At 54.8% G+C, this 19063-nt stretch carries 26 protein-coding genes; 6 read left to right on the plus strand and 20 right to left on the minus strand.

What is annotated here, in order from left to right; translation table 11 throughout:
- Positions 1-65: 65 nt before the first annotated feature.
- The 8 genes from BRO54_RS06630 to comGA form a co-directional block, all read right to left on the minus strand.
- Positions 66-245: a YqzE family protein gene (locus BRO54_RS06630; RefSeq protein ID WP_011231910.1), complete on the minus strand. Its 180-nt coding sequence runs from the start codon at positions 243-245 to the stop codon at positions 66-68.
- 45 nt (positions 246-290) lie between these two features.
- A complete protein-coding gene (comGG, locus tag BRO54_RS06635; RefSeq protein WP_074043496.1) occupies positions 291-680 on the minus strand; it encodes a competence type IV pilus minor pilin ComGG in 390 nt (129 codons plus the stop codon).
- A 75-nt stretch (positions 681-755) separates the two neighbouring features.
- Complete coding sequence (gene comGF, locus BRO54_RS06640) at positions 756-1202, minus strand: competence type IV pilus minor pilin ComGF (RefSeq protein WP_074043497.1); 447 nt, start codon at positions 1200-1202, stop codon at positions 756-758.
- Positions 1181-1507, minus strand: a complete 327-nt coding sequence (locus BRO54_RS06645; protein WP_074043498.1) for a competence protein ComG — start codon at positions 1505-1507, stop codon at positions 1181-1183. Before BRO54_RS06645 ends, comGF begins: the two co-directional genes overlap by 22 nt.
- Complete coding sequence (gene comGD, locus BRO54_RS06650; RefSeq protein WP_074043524.1) at positions 1491-1928, minus strand: competence type IV pilus minor pilin ComGD; 438 nt, start codon at positions 1926-1928, stop codon at positions 1491-1493. The genes BRO54_RS06645 and comGD overlap by 17 nt, the downstream gene beginning before the upstream one ends.
- Positions 1918-2214 carry a competence type IV pilus major pilin ComGC gene (comGC, locus tag BRO54_RS06655; protein WP_015375395.1) on the minus strand — a complete coding sequence of 99 codons (297 nt, stop codon included), beginning with the start codon at positions 2212-2214 and terminating at the stop codon, positions 1918-1920. The genes comGD and comGC overlap by 11 nt, the downstream gene beginning before the upstream one ends.
- Positions 2215-2401: 187 nt before the next feature.
- Positions 2402-3430 (minus strand): competence type IV pilus assembly protein ComGB, encoded by a 1029-nt coding sequence (gene comGB, locus BRO54_RS06660; RefSeq protein ID WP_074043499.1) that lies wholly within the window; start codon positions 3428-3430, stop codon positions 2402-2404.
- Positions 3427-4500 carry a competence type IV pilus ATPase ComGA gene (comGA, locus tag BRO54_RS06665; RefSeq protein ID WP_074043500.1) on the minus strand — a complete coding sequence of 358 codons (1074 nt, stop codon included), beginning with the start codon at positions 4498-4500 and terminating at the stop codon, positions 3427-3429. Before comGA ends, comGB begins: the two co-directional genes overlap by 4 nt.
- A 191-nt stretch (positions 4501-4691) precedes the next feature.
- Between comGA and BRO54_RS06670 the strand changes: the two genes are divergently transcribed.
- Together BRO54_RS06670 and BRO54_RS06675 are read left to right on the plus strand one after the other, a co-directional pair.
- Entirely contained in the window at positions 4692-5390 is a 699-nt protein-coding gene (locus BRO54_RS06670; RefSeq protein ID WP_074043501.1) for a helix-turn-helix transcriptional regulator, read from the plus strand.
- Between the two features lie 158 nt (positions 5391-5548).
- Positions 5549-5791: a DUF2626 family protein gene (locus BRO54_RS06675; RefSeq protein ID WP_008879854.1), complete on the plus strand. Its 243-nt coding sequence runs from the start codon at positions 5549-5551 to the stop codon at positions 5789-5791.
- 83 nt (positions 5792-5874) lie between these two features.
- Here BRO54_RS06675 and BRO54_RS06680 read toward each other — a convergent pair whose 3' ends face one another.
- Together BRO54_RS06680 and BRO54_RS06690 are read right to left on the minus strand one after the other, a co-directional pair.
- Positions 5875-7008 (minus strand): class I SAM-dependent methyltransferase, encoded by a 1134-nt coding sequence (locus tag BRO54_RS06680; protein WP_074043525.1) that lies wholly within the window; start codon positions 7006-7008, stop codon positions 5875-5877.
- A gap of 760 nt (positions 7009-7768) precedes the next feature.
- On the minus strand, positions 7769-8401 hold the full coding sequence (locus tag BRO54_RS06690) for an MBL fold metallo-hydrolase (protein ID WP_074043503.1): 633 nt from the start codon (positions 8399-8401) through the stop codon (positions 7769-7771).
- A 169-nt stretch (positions 8402-8570) separates the two neighbouring features.
- On the opposite strand from BRO54_RS06690, the gene BRO54_RS06695 reads away from it, so the two are divergent.
- Positions 8571-8747 (plus strand): DUF2759 domain-containing protein, encoded by a 177-nt coding sequence (locus BRO54_RS06695; protein WP_044730834.1) that lies wholly within the window; start codon positions 8571-8573, stop codon positions 8745-8747.
- Positions 8748-8781: 34 nt separating this feature from the next.
- Here the strand turns inward: BRO54_RS06695 and BRO54_RS06700 are convergent, their stop codons facing one another.
- The 4 genes from BRO54_RS06700 to BRO54_RS06715 all read right to left on the minus strand — a co-directional run bounded on the left by BRO54_RS06700 (position 8782) and on the right by BRO54_RS06715 (position 12925).
- On the minus strand, positions 8782-9942 hold the full coding sequence (locus tag BRO54_RS06700) for a M14 family metallopeptidase (protein ID WP_074043504.1): 1161 nt from the start codon (positions 9940-9942) through the stop codon (positions 8782-8784).
- A 250-nt stretch (positions 9943-10192) separates the two neighbouring features.
- A complete protein-coding gene (locus tag BRO54_RS06705) occupies positions 10193-11146 on the minus strand; it encodes an ROK family glucokinase (RefSeq protein ID WP_074043505.1) in 954 nt (317 codons plus the stop codon).
- Between the two features lie 7 nt (positions 11147-11153).
- Positions 11154-11366 carry a YqgQ family protein gene (locus BRO54_RS06710; protein ID WP_074043506.1) on the minus strand — a complete coding sequence of 71 codons (213 nt, stop codon included), beginning with the start codon at positions 11364-11366 and terminating at the stop codon, positions 11154-11156.
- Positions 11367-11461: 95 nt separating this feature from the next.
- Positions 11462-12925 carry a spore germination protein gene (locus BRO54_RS06715; protein ID WP_074043507.1) on the minus strand — a complete coding sequence of 488 codons (1464 nt, stop codon included), beginning with the start codon at positions 12923-12925 and terminating at the stop codon, positions 11462-11464.
- A gap of 125 nt (positions 12926-13050) precedes the next feature.
- Here BRO54_RS06715 and BRO54_RS06720 point away from each other — a divergent pair, with 125 nt between their 5' ends.
- Positions 13051-13914: a hypothetical protein gene (locus BRO54_RS06720; protein WP_074043508.1), complete on the plus strand. Its 864-nt coding sequence runs from the start codon at positions 13051-13053 to the stop codon at positions 13912-13914.
- Here BRO54_RS06720 and BRO54_RS06725 read toward each other — a convergent pair.
- From BRO54_RS06725 to rpmG, 5 genes are all read right to left on the minus strand, one after another.
- Positions 13911-15071, minus strand: a complete 1161-nt coding sequence (locus BRO54_RS06725) for a rhomboid family intramembrane serine protease (protein WP_074043526.1) — start codon at positions 15069-15071, stop codon at positions 13911-13913. The genes BRO54_RS06720 and BRO54_RS06725 overlap by 4 nt on opposite strands.
- A gap of 151 nt (positions 15072-15222) precedes the next feature.
- Positions 15223-15402, minus strand: coding sequence for a hypothetical protein (locus BRO54_RS06730; protein WP_021322342.1), 180 nt, complete (start codon positions 15400-15402; stop codon positions 15223-15225).
- A gap of 77 nt (positions 15403-15479) precedes the next feature.
- Positions 15480-16253 (minus strand): DUF92 domain-containing protein, encoded by a 774-nt coding sequence (locus BRO54_RS06735; protein WP_021322341.1) that lies wholly within the window; start codon positions 16251-16253, stop codon positions 15480-15482.
- Positions 16243-16815, minus strand: a complete 573-nt coding sequence (locus BRO54_RS06740; RefSeq protein WP_031206527.1) for a 5-formyltetrahydrofolate cyclo-ligase — start codon at positions 16813-16815, stop codon at positions 16243-16245. Before BRO54_RS06740 ends, BRO54_RS06735 begins: the two co-directional genes overlap by 11 nt.
- Positions 16816-16868: 53 nt before the next feature.
- The gene (gene rpmG / locus BRO54_RS06745) at positions 16869-17018 is read right to left on the minus strand and encodes a 50S ribosomal protein L33 (RefSeq protein WP_011231931.1); all 150 of its coding nucleotides are present in this window, start codon (positions 17016-17018) and stop codon (positions 16869-16871) included.
- Positions 17019-17177: 159 nt separating this feature from the next.
- Here rpmG and BRO54_RS06750 point away from each other — a divergent pair, with 159 nt between their 5' ends.
- Positions 17178-17528 (plus strand): sigma factor-like helix-turn-helix DNA-binding protein, encoded by a 351-nt coding sequence (locus BRO54_RS06750; RefSeq protein WP_021322339.1) that lies wholly within the window; start codon positions 17178-17180, stop codon positions 17526-17528.
- Positions 17525-17974 carry an endolytic transglycosylase MltG gene (locus BRO54_RS06755; protein WP_074043509.1) on the plus strand — a complete coding sequence of 150 codons (450 nt, stop codon included), beginning with the start codon at positions 17525-17527 and terminating at the stop codon, positions 17972-17974. Before BRO54_RS06750 ends, BRO54_RS06755 begins: the two co-directional genes overlap by 4 nt.
- 146 nt (positions 17975-18120) lie before the next feature.
- On the opposite strand, the gene pstB is transcribed toward BRO54_RS06755, so the two are convergent.
- Positions 18121-18930 (minus strand): phosphate ABC transporter ATP-binding protein PstB, encoded by an 810-nt coding sequence (pstB, locus tag BRO54_RS06760; protein ID WP_119878022.1) that lies wholly within the window; start codon positions 18928-18930, stop codon positions 18121-18123.
- Positions 18931-19063: the final 133 nt, after the last annotated feature.

Below are 19063 nucleotides of genomic sequence, written 5' to 3' on the forward strand. Positions count from 1 at the left end.
CAAACCGACGAACTCCCTTCCGTCGGCACGAAAGCCGCCCGCCGGCCTAGGCCAGCGGGCGGCTGCTACGGGCGGCGCCGAAACAGCAAGCGAAGCGAAAGCGGCACCATGCCAAACAAGCGGTATGAAAGCGGAAGCTGCTCTTGTTTCCGCACCTGACGCCGCTGCCTCCGCTCCTCTTTCGGCAAGTCCATGTAGGCGACAAACTGTTGGGTGACAAACTTGACATAATCGTTGACCGCCATCAAATCCCCCCTTTTTTCTTTTAGTTTTTCCGCTTCTTTCCTCTTTTAACCGTTTTGCTCGCTCCATTCGACAATATGAAGCGCCGGAAGCGTGACAGTAAACATGACAGCGCGCCTCAGCCCAGAGGCCGAACGGATGGACAAAGAAACCCGAACGTGCGCTGCATCTTCCCGCACCCACCGGTAGGCGGCCCTTCCGCGCGGATAGGTCCATTCCCCAGCCTCTCCCGCGGTCGACGGACCGGCTGATGCGATGCGTTCTTTTACGTCAAACACGGCCATCTGCACAAGCTCGTCCGCCTCGGCTGCCTGCCGGGCCGCATAAGCCGCCTGTCGTTCCGCTTCATAGAGGAGCAAGACATGCGTGACAGAAAAGACAAGCAACAAAGAAACGACAGCCACAATCGGAAAAATAACGCCATCTTGTCGACCCATTTCTCCTTCCCCTCGTTTTTCCAGTCTAAAAGGGGGAAGCGGCGGTCAAGGGGGTCTCACCGTACAAGCCGCCCGCTAAAACGCCCGCGCCACAAACGCCTCGCAAACGGTGCCGTCATCAGCCGTCACTTGCAAAAATATCCCGCGGGCGCCGGCGCGGTACGAAACAGCGCGCACATGACGGAGCGCCGTTTCATTGCCAGCGCCGTCCACCTGGCGGATCAGTTCGGCTCTTGACGCAACAACAGAAAAACTGACCGTCTCACCGCTCCATTTTTGCAAATAGAGGACATGGTCGCCTGCCGACCACTGCCTCGTTTCATTCAGCTCGATTTGCAGCTGTTGCAAAAACAGCCGCCATTCCAATCGGGAAAACGCGTCCGTCGGCTCCGGAGCCAGCAAGCGGACGGACAACAGCGCCGGAACGGCCGCCGCCACCGCCATCGCAGCCGCCAGCGCCAACAGCGCTTCGATCATCGTAAACCCGTTTTCTTTTGCCGCTACCGCTTGCCATACCCGCACCGCTCCATCTCGCGGCCGGCGTAATCGTTCCAACGCACGCATACTTTCCACATTCGTCCCCCTTCATCGCTCGCTTGCAGTCGAAATACCGTGCGCCCGTCGGCGATCATGGTTTCTCCGGCAAGCGGCTCCTCATACAACGCGATGGCCAACAGCCGGCGCGCTTTCTCCTCGAGAACGAGGCTGTTGCGCTCATGCGCCATTTGCATCAACAGTGGAAGAAGAACGGCCGCTGTCGTCCATAGCAGCGCCAAAGCGAACAATGCTTCAACGAGCAAAAATCCGCCGCTACATTTTTTGTACATAAAATCGCCCTTTCCCCAGCAAAAAGGTGACTTTATAAGTCATTTGGCCGCCCCGTATCCAAATGGTTCCAGCCCGTTCAATGTTGCCGTTGTCGGTAAAGATGAGCGGATTGCGCAGCGTGCCGAGCTGAAACCGCCACGGAGAAGGGAGCGAACGAGCGACAACCTGCCGGCCGCTCGATGCATCAATCGCCTTGTACCCAGCGCCGCCGTCGGTAAAAAAAACCGCTACATTCACCCGCCGGGCGATGGCATGCTGCTGCGCGCCATACAAATCCGCACGCAGCACAGCCAGCATATACGCCTCCTCCTGATGGCGCACAGCGCCGCCAAGCATCGGAACAGCCAGCGCGGCAAGCACCAGCACCACCGAGAAAACGATCAGCATCTCAAGCAGCGTAAACCCGCCGTTACGAGCCACTTTCACTCACATCGCCGTTCGTGCTGATTTGGATCGCATGACCGTTCGGGCATTTATCCGATTTAATATAGCGGCCAGCGAGCAATTCCTGCACCGTCGGAATTTTGTTATGCTCCATCTCATACGCTTTCACCTGCGCTTGCACGGTGTTCAAAAACGCCTCGCATCCTTTCGAATTGATCATGCTGTTGTGCTTTGTAATATTTGGAATTGCAATCAGCAGCAGAACAGAAATCACCATCATCACGATCAACATTTCGATCAATGTGAATCCTTTTTGATTCATTGTCACTCCTCCTCGCATACGAAATTTCAGAAAGAGCGCCTAAGTTCGATTTGTTTCTTGAGCATCAAATCTGTTCATAGATTGGGCCTTGGGAAGAGGGGCGCGCCCCTCTCTCAAGGAGCCAACACATCAAGAATGGCCATCTTGTTCCTGCAGAGCCGTCCCATCCTTGTTATACAGAAGAGATTTACAGTTCATTCAACATCGAAAACATCGGCAGCAAAATCGCCAAATACATGCCGACGACAAACGCGCCAACGACCGCCAACAAAAGCGGCTGCATTCGTTTTAAGACCGACTCGATTCGTTGTTCCATCACCTGCAGCAAAAACTCGCTGTAATGTTCAAGTTCTTTGCCAAGTTCGCCGTTCGACTGGCCGTGGCGGATGACAAGCGCCAGCTCTTGTTCGTAATAGCGGGCGGCGCCGATTAATCCGTCAAGCGTCATCCCTTTCATCAACCCGTCGCGAAGGCGCCGGCCTTCCATTTGCAAAAACGGCCAGGACGACGGCTCGCTGAACACGCCGAGCGCATCATAAACCGACAATCCGGCCTGCAGCAGGCGCCCGAGCTGGCGGGCGGTCAGGCAGGTGAGGAACAGTCTCAGAAACGAAGCAAGCCCTGGAATTCGCAAAACGAATTGAAGTTTTCGGGAGACCGGCCAACGGCGGAAACAAGCAGCGTAAAACAGCCCGGAGAACACCGCCAAGACGGCGATGGCCGCCATCGCCATAGGGGCATGGGCGATCACCGCAAGCAGCCAAGCGGTGTGCCCGCGTTGTGGGGAAAACGCCGCCGCCGCCCGTTCAAACTGCGGCAGCAGCCACCATTCCATCAAGACGAGCATGATGATGAGCAAAGAAAGAAGGAACAGCGGATAGCGGCTGAAGCGGCGCAGCTGCTCGTGGAAGCGCGCTTTTTGCGCCAGCGCTTCCCCTGTCTCTGCCATGCCGCGCGGTAAATCGCCATGCCGTTCGGCAAAAAAGAGAAGGTTAACCGCCATGCGGTCGACCGACAGCGCTTCGACAGCCGCAAACAGCGGCAGCCCGGCGCGCAGCTGCTGCAGACAGCGTTCCACTTCCAGCCGGCGGTGTGTTGGAGCCTGGATGGCCAAAAACTCAAGCGCTTGCCCAAGGGGGTAACCGCGCTCGAGCAACCGGCCGAGCCGGGTGAAAAACAACGCCTGTTCAGCGAGCGGCCACATTTTGCGTTTCATCTTTCTCCCCCTCCGACGAGCTCAAGCATGCGGACGGGCAGGTAGCCGAGCGCAATCCCCTTGCGGATCAAGCGAGCCAGAGTCATATAAGAGCGCTTTGGCTTCCCTCTCCCATTGGAGAGGGAACGAATAACGTCCTCCAGCGCTGAACCGCAAAGCAACTCATAAACAGCCGTGCGCCGGCGTCGCCCAAGACGGCCGCACGATGGATGGCAATCGTCGCCGCACAGCGGGCAGCAAAGCTCGACAAGCCGCTGGGCAGAGACGGCAAGCAGCGTCTCGGCCAAATCGCCGAGCGGAATGCCGAATTCATGCAGCCGGTAGACGGCGCCGACTGCATCGGCGGCGTGCATGGTCGAGACGACCAAATGGCCGCTCAACGCTGAACGGATGGCAATGGCCGCCGTGTCATGATCGCGGATCTCGCCGACCATCAACACATCCGGGTCATGGCGCAACGCCGCTTTTAACCCGGCGGCGTACGTGATGCCTGCTTTTTCATTGATTTGCACTTGCAACAATCGTTCGTTCTGTTTTTCGATCGGATCTTCAAGCGTGATGATGTTGCGTTGCCTTTCAGCTTGGCAAAGATCAAGAAGGGTGTACAGGGTCGTCGTTTTTCCCGACCCCGTCGGGCCGGTCAACAGCACGAGCCCTTGCGGATGCTGCATGAAGGAAAATAATCGTGCGGTGGAGCGGAAGAATAAGGATAGTTCGCGAAGCGGCAGCGAGAGGCGCTGCGGCAGAAGGCGAATGACGAGGCTTTCATCGTAGAGCGTCGGCAATGTCGATAAACGCAAATACACCGTTTCCCCAAACTCAGCCACTTCCATGGCGCCGCTTTGCGGACGGCGTCGTTCCCCGATGTCCATGCCGGCTAAAAATTTAAAGTGGGCGATGAGACGTTCCGCCGTTTCTTTCGGAAGCACGCCAACGTCGACAAGCATGCCATCAAGCCGAAGACGAACGGCGGCATCGCGGCGGCGCGGAACGAGGTGAAGATCCGAGGCGCGGCGCTGCACCGCTTCGGCGAGAAGGCGGTTTGCCGTTTGTTCGATCTCGTTCAGCACATATTCCCTCCTTTCGACAGACTGCTTTGTATTTCGACGAGCATGAGTCGTTATCCTGCTTTTGGCGCAGCTTTTTGTGAAATTTTTTTGAATGTCAGTCCACTCACTGCCAATAGTGACAAAAATCATTCCTGGCTTTGAACGATTTCATTATAATAACCATATCAATGATTCATTTAGGAGGGAAAACAATGGAACAAACACTGAAAATCACAAGCGTATTGTCTGACCCGACTAGATTTCATATTTATGAATACATGGCAAAAGTGCATCGCGAAGTTTCTGTTCAAGAAATCGCAGAAAAATTCCATATCCATCCAAACGTTGCCCGCTTGCACTTAACGAAGCTTGAAGACGTTCGCATGGTCGTATCGGATACGCAAAAAACGGGAAAAGGCGGACGGCCGAGCCGGCTGTACCGCCTGTCCGACGAAGTGATCGGGCTGTATTTTCCGTTCCGCGATTATCAACTCCTCGCCCGCATCGCCATTCAAACGATGGCCAAACTCGGTCCCATTGGAAGCGAGGCGTTGCGTGAAACAGGAAAGCGGTTCGGCCGTGAGCTCATCGCCAGCCGTTTGCCGCATAACGGCACAGCGAGCGCGCTCACCATGGCGGACAAAATCGCCATAATGGAAGAGGCGGCCGAAGCGGCTGGATTTTTGCCGCAATTGCACTATGATGAAGAAAAAGGAGTGCTATACCTCGATATTTTCAACTGCCCGTTCAAAGAAATCGCCGCGCAAGCACCTGATACCGTTTGCGGCATGCACCACGCCTTTTTGGAGGGAATGGTCGAGACGCTGTTTGCCGGTGCTGAAGTAACGGAAACGGAAAATATGATGGAAGGCAGCCACCGCTGCGCCTACCGCATCGTCATCCGTCCGTGACAGCGTCCCTCCTTCCTTCTTTTTTGTCTGGAGCAAGCAACGGCCGGCATTGGCATCATTTCTTACCACTTGTCCGAAAGCGTTATTTACATTCCCAATCATTGTACATTATAATAAGTAAGGACCAATGGTTTGCACAAACAAAGGAGGGATACATAATGGACCGCATGTTCCGCGTGCTCGCCTTTTGGACCGGCATTTTTGCTGTCATGTTTTACCTTGGCCATATGCATACGACGTCGCTCATCTTCTTTGGCCAAACGGTGTTTTTCCTGTTCCTCGGCTTTTTAAAGCTGACCGAGAGAATGTACATTTACATTTTCGGGGCGTATTTGACGATTTTCTTCGCGGCGTTTACGTATTGGACAACTTTTATGATGGTGCCCGGCATGGGTGAATAAAAAACAGGCAGAACCTCCTGCCTGTTTTTTTGTCGCTTTGACCGGAACCCCTTTTCTCCATTGCAGATAGGCGAAGGAAGCAGTTAATCGACCGGCAAAAACTCGGGCGCTGGCCAAAAGTCTCGCGCGGGGAGACTCATTCCTTTCTGCAAAATAAGCACGTCAAAAAAGCGGCTGACGCCATCGTCGGCGATCAGCGCGCGGATCATTCGGTTTTGGCGGTTTGCCGGCGAAAAGAAATCGCCGCCTTCTGAAACGTTCCATTCGTGCAAAAGGCCGGCCGCGAGCAAAAACCGATCTTGGCGAACGAACGCCACTTCCTCCCACCCGGCCTGACGGGCGTACAAGCGAAGCGCATCCCATTGTACATGGCTCGTCAAGTCCATCTCCCCCGGATGGCGAAGCGGGTCGGCAACAAGCTGATGGCGGAAATATCCGCGCAAGCTTCCATGCCGCCGCGCCGGGGCGCGCAACTGTTCGTCCGTATAGCCATAGTCGATCGTCACCATCACCGCCTGATGAAACAGCGGCCCAACATCGAGCCAAAACGCCTTCATCGCGAGAGGCACCTCAAGCCTTTGCCCTTCAGCAAGATCCAATCCGCGCTCATTTAAATAGCGGACAATAGCGGGACGGCAAAGCGGCGCCTTTTCTTCAACGAGCCGGCCATCGCGAGCGGCGACAAAACATTCGTGCAAAACGCCGCCTTCCTTTACAATGACGTGAACGGGAAACGCATCAAAAAATTCGTTGCTAAACACAATGCCGGAAAACGGCCCACGCTCGGCCAACCAGCGAGAGACATCGTCATATTGCTCCACCTTCTCGGCGACGGGTTGAAGCGTTTCGCGCTGGCGCCGGCGGTGGAACGGGCTTTGGTCGATGATCGTATACGACAAGCGGTCGTATGTATGCGGACTTTTTTCCTTCCATTCTTCCAATACCGAAAGCGCCAATCTTCCGTCTCCGCCCCCCCACTCGCAAACAGCCGGCGGCAGGCCGCTGTGTTCCACCATCCGAACCCAAAGCGAAGCAAGCGCTTTGCCAAACACCGGCGCGAATGAGCTGTTCGTAAAAAAATCGCCTTCCTTGCCGATTTTCGCCCGCTCTCGCATATAGTAGCCGAATCGTTCGTCGTAAAGAGCCATCTGCATGTAATCGGCGTACGACACCCGCCCGCCCGGCGCCGCGGCAATCTGTTCGTACAATCGATCCATCACCATTTTTCTACCTCGTTTTTATTATTTCCCGACAGAAGGCTCCCACTTCCATTTTGTGCAGGGCGCAACCCAAAAACTAAGTGGGAGATGAATGTCGGGATGTCTAGCCTAAATCGTTGAATCCCCCCGAACAAACGTGCTATCCTGTTCTTGTACGTTGTTCTGTGAAAACTGAAGATAGGGGGTTGTGACAGGAAATTTGTCTGTCACGTAAAATCTTCAACGTTCGATCCCCCCACGCTCACCAAAAGGCGATAACCAAGCGGAAGCAGGTAGTGTGGCTTGTTCAACGTATAAGAGTTGGAACGACGGGCAGCGCCTGCTAAAAAACTGGTGAATACACTGGTGTTCGCAGGAATCTCCACCTTCAAATTTTGTTAGAAATAAGGTGGAGTATTTCAATGTTGACATAGTGAAAATAATCATATATTGTTATAGTAGCAGCTTAACTATATCCCCTCCCATTATTGTGGATAGAACATCCCCCAAAAACCCTTCTTGGCGCGGCTAAGAAGGGTTTTTTGTGTTTTCCACCCAACAAACCGCTGCACCGCCCCGGCTAGCCTCTTGTCTGCATAAATACAACTGGCAGGCTTAACCTCTCGTTGGCCCAAAATCGTGTCGTCTATGTTTTCCGACTGTTGGAGGCAAGCCACAGGCTTGCCTTCGTCACACTGCTGATCCAAGCGGCGCTTGGCCCGAACCTCGCGAGTGCTCTTTTTTTGTGAAATCCAAACGACGGCCTTTTGCTTTCTTCTTACGAAAACCCATGCAAAAACGGATTTGTATCCATCTCCGCAGCGATCGTCGTCTCTGGCCCATGGCCTGAAAGAACGATCGTTTCCTCCGGCAGCGTAAGCAGTTCGTCATGAATGCTTTTCAACAGCTGCTGATGGTTGCCGCCTGGCAAGTCAGTGCGTCCGATGCTGCCGGCAAACAGCGCATCGCCGGAAAACACAATATTGGCTTGTTTGCAATAATACGAGACGCTGCCCGGAGAGTGACCCGGCGTTTCGCGGACATCCAACGCAAACGGACCAATGTTCAGCGCCGTCGACCCTTTAAGGCATGTCGGTTCGCAGCGGACAGCGACCGGACCGCCGAAATAAAGCGAGCCATTCAATGCCGGATCTTGCAGCCATTGTTTTTCATTTTCGTGCAAATACACTGGAATGTCCCAGCGGGCAAGCACGTCCGGGATGCCGCCAATATGGTCAAAATGCGCATGCGTCAGCAAAATCGCCAGCGGGGTCAGCCCTTTTTCCTCGATCCGGCGGACGAGCGCCGCGCCTTCCGCGCCGGGGTCAACGATCAGGCATTGTCGGTCTGCAGACGACAACAAGTAAGCGTTGGCCTGAATCGGGCCGACGGGAATACGCGTCCATTCCATGGCCATCTCCTCCTTTCCTTGACATGTCCAATATTTAACTTTATTTTACTGTTTTTTTTCAAGCGATGGAAGAGAAAAGAGAAAGGGACCTCGACAAATGGAGGAAAAAAGATTACAATGAAAAAGAATGGACACGTTTGTACATACTGTTTCATGAGGGGGTAAAACGATGGGTACGGTCATTATTTTTGCACTTGTGACGCTGCTTGCCCTTTATGGAATGCTCCGTACATTGCGCGAGAAAAACGTGCTCGGATTTTTGTTTGGACTTGCCACTGCCGCTGTATTCGGCTGGTTTACCATCATGACCATTTTGGATCACGGCATTCCAACCGGCACGCACTGAAAACGCAAGAGGCGAATCATGCCTCTTGCGTTTTTTATGCCATTTTGAGCGCTGCTAAAAACAAGCCGAGGCTGTCGCGGTATATTCGCGCAAACTGCGAGAGCGGCAACGGATTGACACCCTCGCCGAGCTCCACGGTGTAGCCGCGCCGCTTCCACGTTTGAATGAACCAATCGCGGTAGCCGGCATGGCTGTCAATGTAGCGAACAGCTTGGTAGCCGCTTGCTTCAGCCATCGCCTGAACCGTTGCCTCCGCCTCCGGCGGCTCGAACCCTTCATATCCCCAATAAATTTCCTTGCCTTGTGTATGAAACGCGACGACCATCGCAAAATCGCCCGACTCGGCGAGCGCCGCCATCGCTTTCGCCTCCGGCTCCGTAAGCGGGGCGAATCCTGGAAAATCGCGCGGTGCCGGCGCTTTCGGCGGTTTGCGGGCCTGTTCTATTTCCCAGTTAGATGGGAATTGATTGTTTAAATCAACGCCGCGGATGTTCGCTTTCCATTGCGAAAAATCGAGCGACCCACCGTTGATGCAGACGACTTCGCTCCGATGCGGCTCTTCTTCCGGCGGGCCGTTCAGCACAAGGTTGACGCCGTCAGGATTGACCATCGGCACAACGGAAAGAGTCACTTTACGGTAATAATCAAGCACCCGATGGCCGGCAAGCTCGTCATCGTTAACCAGCGCCCGCGCGTACTCGTCGATGAGCGCCATGATCACTGCTGTCGTGATCCACTCATTCGCGTGGAATGATCCGTTCATATGCACGCGCACCGGTCCGCGGCCGATTTGCAGTTCAACGAGCGGCAAGCCGAGAACACTATGGCCGATCGTCCGCTGGCGCACAAACGGATAGTGGCAGACGAGGGCGGTGATATCCTCCATCAAAGCGGCAAAATCGTACGGACGGACGCTGCGGACGACCGGGGACGAAATCCGCTTCGGCAGCGGCGCTGTTCCGTTGATGACCGCCATCGCCCCCGGCAGCCGCCGCAGCACCTCCGTCGGCAGCGATAGGCGGTCAGCGAGCGCTTCCCACGTATCGATCGGCGCGTATCCCGGGATGGCAACGGTCTGCCCAGGGCGCAATCCCTCTTCCACATGCGGATTCGAATCGATGATCAGTTCAGTCGGCACCGAAAACCATCGTCCATATGTTTCAAACGTATCGCCGGGCCATGCTTGAAGGTGCATGCGCCGTCTCCCCTTCCCATTTCTTTACCTTAACATATGTCGGCAGACGGCAAAAAATGAGCGCCTGGCAAGCGGCAGTGCACGAATGTTCGCAAACATCTCCTTCTTCAAAGTTCGTTCCAATCTCATATCATCCAACAATAAGAAAAGGCGCCTCCTAGTGCCAAGGCATCCACCGTGCGCCCTTTCTAGACATATCCTCCAACAATAAGAAAAGGCGCCCCAACCTTTTTGGGACACCTTCCGTTGTTTACGCGCCGACAAGCTCTTTCGCCAGCCAGGCGGCGCCGATGACGCCGGCATCGTTGCCAAGCGTCGCTAAAACAAGCTCCGCCCCAGCGGCGACGCGCGGGAACGCGAAGCGGCGGAAATGGGCGGCCACACGCTCGACAAGCATGTCACCCGCCTTGGACACGCCGCCGCCGATCACGATTTTCTCCGGGTTCGTCACATTGGCGGCATTCGCCAACGCCCAACCAAGATAGTACGTTGCTTCATCGACCACTTCCAATGCCAGCGCATCGCCCGCTTTGGCGGCGTCAAACACCGCTTTGGCCGTCACATCCCCGTTGCGAAGCTCACTCGGACGCTCATCTGCGGTCAATTTCTCCTTGGCGATCCGCACGATGCCGGTGGCGGACGCAATCGTTTCCAAACATCCGGTTTTGCCGCAGTTGCAACGGGCGCCGCCATCAGGGATCATCGTCATATGTCCGATCTCTCCGCCGGCGCCGTTTATGCCGCGCACAATGGCTCCGTTGGCAATCACACCGCCGCCAACGCCGGTGCCAAGCGTCACAAACAACAAATGGCGCGCTCCTCCCCCTGCTCCTTTCCACATTTCGCCAAGCGCGGCGAGATTGGCGTCATTATCGACCGAAACGGGCAGCCCCGTCGCCTCTTCCAGCCGTTGCTTCAATGGATAATTCGTCCACCCTATATTGACCGTCTCATACAACATGCCGGTTTCCTCTTCGACCGGCCCGGGGGCGCCGATGCCGGCGGCAAGCAGCCTCTCTTTCGCTCCGCCGAGCTGGGCGAGCGTTCCATCAAGCGACCGGGCAATGTCAGCGACGATATGCTCACCGCGATTGGCGGTGTTCGTCGGAATTTCCCATTTGTGCACGATGTCACCCTCGGTGGTGACAAACGCCATTTTGATTGTTGTGCCCCCGAGGTCAATGCCTACCAACCATGGTTCCATTGCATCCTCATCCTTTTTTCATCCGTTTTTCCCGCTCAATTTGCGCTTCCTGCCGCAAAATAAACAAGGCCGCTTGCAGCTGTTTCGCATCGATCAGCTGGGACTGGTACAGCTCTTTCACTTCCTCCTCCATCAGCTCCAAGTCAGCGAGCCGATCGCCGACGTAAATGATCGTGCCAAACCGTTTCAGCAGCTGTTGTACGTCGTATACCGTCTTCATCGTCACTCATGCTCCTTTTTCCCCTTTTAATGTAGCGGCAAACGGCCGCAACCGTCAAGACAAAAAATGCAGGCGCCAAAGCAACAGCACCTGCGTCAGCGGTCAGGGTCGCGTGGGTGAAGAATCGCCGGCCGCCGGTTTTTGAGCGGCATCGGCGAACGGATGAGCACATCGCGCATCGCTCGGTAGGAGAACGGGATGAACGGCCATAAGTACGGAATGCCAAACGACGTCATCCGCGCCAAGGCAAGGATCCAAACGATGATGCCGATGACATAACCGTACAGGCCGAACAGGCCCGACAAAATGAGCAAGGCGATGCGGACGAGCCGGTTTGCCAAGCTCATTTCATAGCTCGGCGTTGCAAACGTACCGATGGCAGTAACAGAAAAATACAAAATCACCTCATTGGAGAAAAGGCCGACTTCGACCGCGATGCCGCCGATCATAAGCGCGGCGACAAGGCCGAGCGCGGTCGCCAGTGAAGACGGCGTATGAATGGCGGCCATCCGCAGCATATCCATTCCGAGTTCAATCATCAAAATTTGCGCAAACAGCGGAATATCGCCCAATTTGGCCTTTCCTAAAAACGAGAGCGGCCCGGGCAACAGCTCCGGCTCAGTCATCAGCAAATACCAAAGCGGCAGCAAAAACACTGACGCCCAGACAGCCAAAAAGCGGACGAGCCGCAAATACGCTCCAACGATCGGCTTGTTTCGGTATTCTTCAGCGTGCTGCAAATGATGCCAAAACGTTGCCGGGGTGATAATGACGCTTGGCGATCCATCGACAATGACGAGCACATGCCCTTCATACAAATGGGCCGCCGCTGTATCGGGACGCTCCGTATAGCGGACGACCGGGTACGGGTTCCAATGCCGGCCGGAAATAAACTCTTCCACCGTTTTTTCGGCCATGACCAGACCGTCCGTATCAATAGCAGTGATCGATTGCCGGACGCGGTGGACGAGCTCCGGGTCGGCGATTTCCTCGATATAGCAAATGCAAATATCGGTCTTCGAGCGCCGCGCCACCTGCACGTACTCCATGCGCAAGGAAGGGTCGCGGACGCGGCGGCGGATGAGCGCGGTGTTAAAGACGATCGTCTCGACAAAACCATCGCGCGCCCCGCGTACGACCCGTTCCGTGTCCGGCTCTTGCGGCCCGCGCACCGGATACGTGCGGGCGTCAATCAAAATGATCCGCTCAACGCCGTCAACGACTAACGCCGTCGGCCCAGCAAGCACCATCGCGACCGCTTCTTCCAAGTCGTCTGTCTGCCCGATCTCGACGTACGGAAGATATTTTTTCAGGAGCTTCTCAAGCGGGTGAACGTCCAGTTCGTGTTCCTCAAGCCGGGACAAATATCTCATCAAATAATGCAAAATATCGTCTTTGACAAATCCGTCAATCATAAACAACGCCATCGCCCGGCCGCCATATTCGACGTCAAGGCGAATGACATCGAAGCTCTTGCCGACTCCAAGCCGTTCGGCTAAATAGGATGCATTGTCATGAAGGCGGCGGTACGCCGGGCGTTTGGGCATCTGTTTCTCCATCGTCATCCCCCTGCATCGTTTGCACTGTATACTCCCCATCATAGACAAGCATGAGGAAATTCATACATAAATGTTCCTTGCGATGCATATATTGGTGAAAACCTTGTCCAATCCGGGAGGATGTCATGAAACGATGGATGATCCCCTTCATGGCGCTTGCTTTTTTCCTTGCCGCCGCGCTCGCCTCGCGGTGGGAGCACGATCAGACCGCTGAAACGATCAAGTTTTTCCCGATTGATCGCGAAGCGGCGTTCATTGAAGCGAAAACAACGCTTGCGCTCGGCAATAGCAACGAACGCGGGCGCTATGCGCTCCGTTGGTCAGTTGCCTCCGTTTTAAACCGCCGCGCCTATTTGCGCCAAGATGTCTCCTTGTTGTTCGCCGACGGCCGTTTGGCCGATGTGCTGTCGAAATGGAAAACGAACACGGATGCGATCAACATGGAAAAGACGGTCCGGATGCAGGACAGCCGCTTTTTCCAGGCCGTCTCGTTCCACCACGGCGAGCTGCATACAGGAGAGAACATCACAAGCAGCCAAACGATGTCAAGCAGCTATTTGTACGTCATTGACTCACCGTACCATCCGCGCGCATCGTTCCGGCGGCCAAGAACAGATGACGAGCGCGAATGGCAGCGCGTCTTGAACAAAGCCACGAATGAATTTCTTCGTCATAAAGCGGACGAGCTGCTCACCCACTTTTCTTTGTCAAAGAAAGATTATTACGCCCTTTATTTGCCGGAGCTCGTCGCCTACACGGAACAGCCGCTGCCGGGCTTGTCGACGGCAAAAACGCAAACCGTCATCGGCCGTCTTTGGGAAGGATTGTACAAGTCGTACATCCTTGGCATAAAAAAAGAGGATGGATCCATCCTCTCGCCAATCGGCAGCACGATGCCGCTCATTCTCATTCGCAAAGATTACAGTAGGCTCTTCGTTCTTATTGAAGCGAAAACCGGGGAAAAAGTCATGCTCGTGCAGCTTCTTTAACGAAACCCGATCCATAAGCCGGCAGCAGCCAGCAGCACCGCAGCGGCCAGCGCCCCCGCCTGCCGCCCCCAAGCGGTGTGTTTTGGCAAATGAACGACGCTGGCCGCCAAGAAGCCGCCGACAAGCCCGCCGATATGACCGGCGTTGTCGATGCCGGGAACAAGCAGGCCAAACAACAGGTTGACGATGATTAAACTGATGACGTTCATCCCCATCGTCCGAAAAAATAAATGCCGGTAGACAGTGCCGAAGTAAAGAAGAGCCCCGAATAGCCCGAAAATGGCTCCCGACGCCCCGGCCGATAATGATGGTGTAAACAAAAAACTCGCCAGCGCTCCGAAAAATCCGGCCGTTACGTAAATGAACAAAAAGCGAAGCGAGCCGTACAGCCGCTCAACCGTTATCCCTAAATAATACAAGGCAAGGGTGTTTGTCAACAGATGCAAAAACCCGATATGCAAAAACATCGGCGTCAACAAGCGCCACCACTCTCCCGCTTCAATGAGCGGATTGAATTTGGCGCCGTAGTGGATCAACACATCCGGATTCGTGCTCCCGCCGCTCCATTCGAGAACCAAAAACATCGCAACCTGCACGACGATGAACAGCCGGGTGAACATCGGCTTGCCATACTCAAAAATGCGCCGTTCCTCCTCACAGCGGCGCCGCCATTCGCGGACCACCTCGCGCTTTAAGCGCTCGGCGGCAGCAAACGGATCGGACGTTTCCACAGGCGGCTCAAAACGGAGCGCAACGCCCGTCATCTCCGCAAGCCGCGGCAGCACGTCCCCCATATTGCCGCTGTGAAGGAGGAGCGTATGAAGCACGCCATCGGACATTCCAGAGAGCGGCAACGGCTCGGCGACAAGAAATTCCCAATCGTCAACCGGCGGATACACCATCACATAAACATTGATGACCCGGCCCGCTTTGCTGAAATTCCATCCCCTCATTTGCTGAACAAATTGCCATGTATATTCCATATCAAGGCGCAACGATCGGCTCCAATCAAAATCAGCGCGCACGAGGCGGATGAGTGTTGGGCGCCGCCAATGGTTTGATTCCAGCCATACTTCATCGGCCTGCTCAGACATCCGTACGATGCGGTAGCCGCCGCGAGACAAACGCTGAACAAGCTGCCAAAACAGTACATCCATCGTTCCAATCACGTTCTCCTCTCCCTTTCCCTGGCGAGGCCAAGTCCGACAAACAGCAACAAAGCCAACTCATCGACCGTCCGGCAAACCGGAGCGAATGGGCCGGTTTTTTCATAACCGACTTCTTCAAAAATGATTCACCGCTGCCGCATCATGGACGCAACATTTGCGAAACAAGGGCGTTGCGCACGGGAGGAATGTGGAGCGCAAATCGGACAAGTTGCTTTCGCAACGACGGAACGCGCAATGCGAAGGCGGCCATTCGGTAGCGATAGCGGTAAGCAAGACATCCAGCGGCAACGACAAGCAGCGAGTACGTCCATTTATTCATCGTTGTTCCTCCTTCATCATATGACATGCTCGTTATTCTTTTTCCCTTTTTCTCTCCAAATATGAAGCGGGGCGCGTCTAACGCTCCAGCACGAAGGCGGCCAGCACCGCGCCGATGATCGCCAGAAAGTTCACCGCATCATTGTCAAGCCACCGCCAGCCTTTCATATGAATGGTCGTCTGCCCGCAATGCCGTTTCCGCTCAGTCGTCGCCCCGCATGCCGGACAGCGGTAAGCCGCTTGCCAAGCCGCGCCAAGCCACGTATCGAACCAGCTGCCGAGCCAACCAAAGAGCGACAGGGCGAAAGCAGGCCGGACATCGAGAAAAAATGCGCCAGCGGCCGCGATAAACAGTGCGCCGGCAAACGAAGCAGCCGTGCCAAGGAGCGTCACAGCCCCTGAGGTGCCGGCTTCCACCGGCCGAAAGCTCGGCCAAACCCGAGGCGGCCACGGGCTTAAAGAACCGATTTCAGACGCCCACGTATCGGCGTTCGCTGCAGCGACGGCGACAACAAACAGATCATCCCAAATCGGGTCGGGACGGACAGCGGCCAATAGCGCCAACACGGCCGGCGCCCCGCCATTGGCCAGCACTTGGATGGCATCGCGCCGCCCGCCTTTCGCCAATTTTTCAGACAGTTTTGCCTTGCGTTGCTTTCCGATGTGGCTAAAGAAGCTGGAGCTGACAAAAAAGCAGCCTAACACCCATATTCCGCCCCATGAAAAGCCGCATCCAACCGCTGCGCCGATGACAACGGTTGCCGCCGCTCCTGATATGGACAACGAGCGCAACAACCACCCGCCGCCGGCGGCGAGGGCAGAGACCGCGATATACCACCATTCATCGCTCACAGTGAAGAACTCCTTGATCAGTAATAATGAATTTCACCGGCACATCATGCTCCTCGGTCGGAATGTCGTCCATCACTTGAAAGGAGTAAGCCAGCGCTGCCGTCACCGCCGAAGCTCCCGGCAAATATCGGTCGTAATACCCGCCGCCATAGCCGATCCGGTAGCCGGTTTTGGCAAAACAGACCCCCGGGACAATGATGAGATCAAACTCATCGCGGTCGATCGGCGTTGTTTGTTTTTCAATCGGCTCAAACAATCCGGCGTACGCTTTTTCGAGCTGGGCAAACGACGCGAGCCGCCGAAAGGACATCGTTTTCGCCCTTGGATCGCATTTCGGGACGCCGATCGTTTTTCCTTCCCGCCACGCCTGTTCAATGATCGGCAAGGTGTTGACTTCCGTCTCTCTCGACACCGTCATGGCGATCGTCCGCGCCGTTTGCCATAATGGCCACCGATATAAATGAGCGGCGATTTGCCGATCGTACATCTCTTTTTCTGCCGCTTTAAGCTGCCGAAGCTGATTCAACATGCGCTGGCGCCATTCCTGTTTGCCGTCCATCATCTTCCCCTTCCTCCCATAAAGATAAAAAGCAGCAGGAATCATCTTCCCACTGCTTACTTCGTTTCGCGGTGCAACGTGACTTTGCGATCGCGCGGGCAATATTTTTTCAATTCCAAACGCTCTGGGTTGTTGCGTTTATTTTTCGATGTAATATAGTTGCGTTCGCCGCATTCTGTGCATGCCAATGTAATGTTCACGCGCATCTTTTTTCCCTCCAAACGAGCTTTATACTTTATATATAATCAGACCTTTCTATGATACCATTTTTCTTCGGCGATTTCCACCTCTAAATTTCATCTTTGTTCAATAAGAGCGCCACAAGCAGAGAATGATATGGTATAGTGAAAAGGGGAGGGATGCACGTGGTGGAATATGCGATCATCGCTTTGGCAGCTCTAGCCATTATTTTTCTTGTTATTTCCTTTTTTGCTAAGGATGAACTGAAACCGCTCGAAGAACAAATCGATCATTTGACCGTTTCACTGGCGCAGGAAACGTACCAGATCAAAAAGCGGTTGCAAGTCATCGAGGAGGAGCTCCTCATCCCTGAGCGACAACGCTCAGCTTCGCCGCGGCGCAGCGGATCGTTGTCGCCGGACGATCGGCGCATCTTGTTTTTGCATAAACAAGGATTCCCGCTCGAAGACATTGCCCGCGAGACGGGGCTGACCGTTGCGGAAGTCGAACGGGCGGTAAGGAGATTGCGCCGATGAACAAGCGATCGATGCGTTCGTTTGCCCTCGGGTTGCTTGTATCGACAGCGCTGATCGGCGCCTCGTATTACGCTTCGCCCCCAGCTGCACCGACGGAAGCGGAAGTCAAGGCGTTCCTCAAACAGCATGGGCTCGTCGCCGTGGCGAAAGAGGAATACGACAAGCTTCGCAGCGCTCAGCCGAACGCCGCTTCGAAAGCGCCGGCCAAGGAGATGTCCGAACCATCAGTGCAAACCGTTTACGTATATCGACTCGTTATTAAGAAAGGAGATACGCCAGAGACATTTGCCCGCGAACTTGAAGAGGCTGGCATCGTTCAAAGCGCCCGCGCCTTCAACGACTACTTGGAACAACATGGGCTGACGCGCTCCATCCGCCCCGGCGTCTACAACGTGCGGAGCGATATGGACTACGCAGCGATCGGCCGTTTGATTGCCGAACCATAACGAAAGAAGGTGTCCCTCCCAAAGGACCGGGACACCTTTTCTTATGGCCGTGTCTGCGCATCAAACAGCCGTTTTTTTGAAAGAAACACACCTTTTTTGAAACGAACTCTTTGTCTGTCGTTGCCGACGCAGCCCGGCCGCTTTTATCATCCGAACCGCCCGGCGATATAATCCGCCGTCCGCTGATCAGCTGGACGAGAAAACAACGTTTTTGTCTCGCCGTACTCAATCACTTCTCCGTTTAAGAAAAACGCCGTCCGATCGGAAATGCGAGCCGCCTGCTGCATATTATGCGTGACAATGATGATGCTGTATTTTGTTTTCAGCTCGCCCATCAACTCCTCGACCTTCGCTGTCGAAATCGGATCGAGCGCTGATGTCGGTTCATCCATTAAAATGACATCCGGCTCGACGGCCAAACAGCGGGCGATGCACAGCCGCTGCTGTTGGCCGCCCGATAAACCGAGGGCATTTTCATGAAGCCGATCTTTGACTTCCTCCCAGAGCGCCGCTTGTCGCAAGCTTTTTTCGACGATCTCATCGAGCCGCCGCCGGTCGCGGATCCCATGAATGCGCGGTCCATAGGCGACGTTGTCATAAATCGACTTTGGAAACGGGTTGGGCTTTTGAAACACCATGCCCACTTGCGTCCGCAGCTGTTCAACAGGGTATGACGTGTCAAAAATGCGGCGGCCGCGATACAAAATCTCCCCTTCGAGCCGGACGTTTGGAATGAGCTCGATCATTCGATTGAGCGTTTTGATATAGGTTGACTTGCCGCATCCTGACGGGCCGATAATCGCTGTAATCTCGCGTTCGTAAAAGGACAGGTGAATATGTTTTAACGCATGATGCTCGCCGTACCATACGTTCAGTCCATTCGTTTCGTAAACGACCTCTTTTTTCACCAACTGGGCCGAAGGAATGTCCTCTTTTCGGCGCTCCACCACCGCCATCGTACTCATCGGCGTGACTCCTTTCATTTCCTTCCGCCCTCACTGGCAGCGGAAGATCGATGTTTCCTCTATATATGAGCATACAAAACGATCGTTAACGCTGTGTGGACGGTATGTAAAGTTTTTGTAAACG

The sequence above is a fragment of the Geobacillus proteiniphilus genome (assembly GCF_001908025.1).
Classification (GTDB): Bacteria; Bacillota; Bacilli; order Bacillales; family Anoxybacillaceae; genus Geobacillus; species Geobacillus proteiniphilus.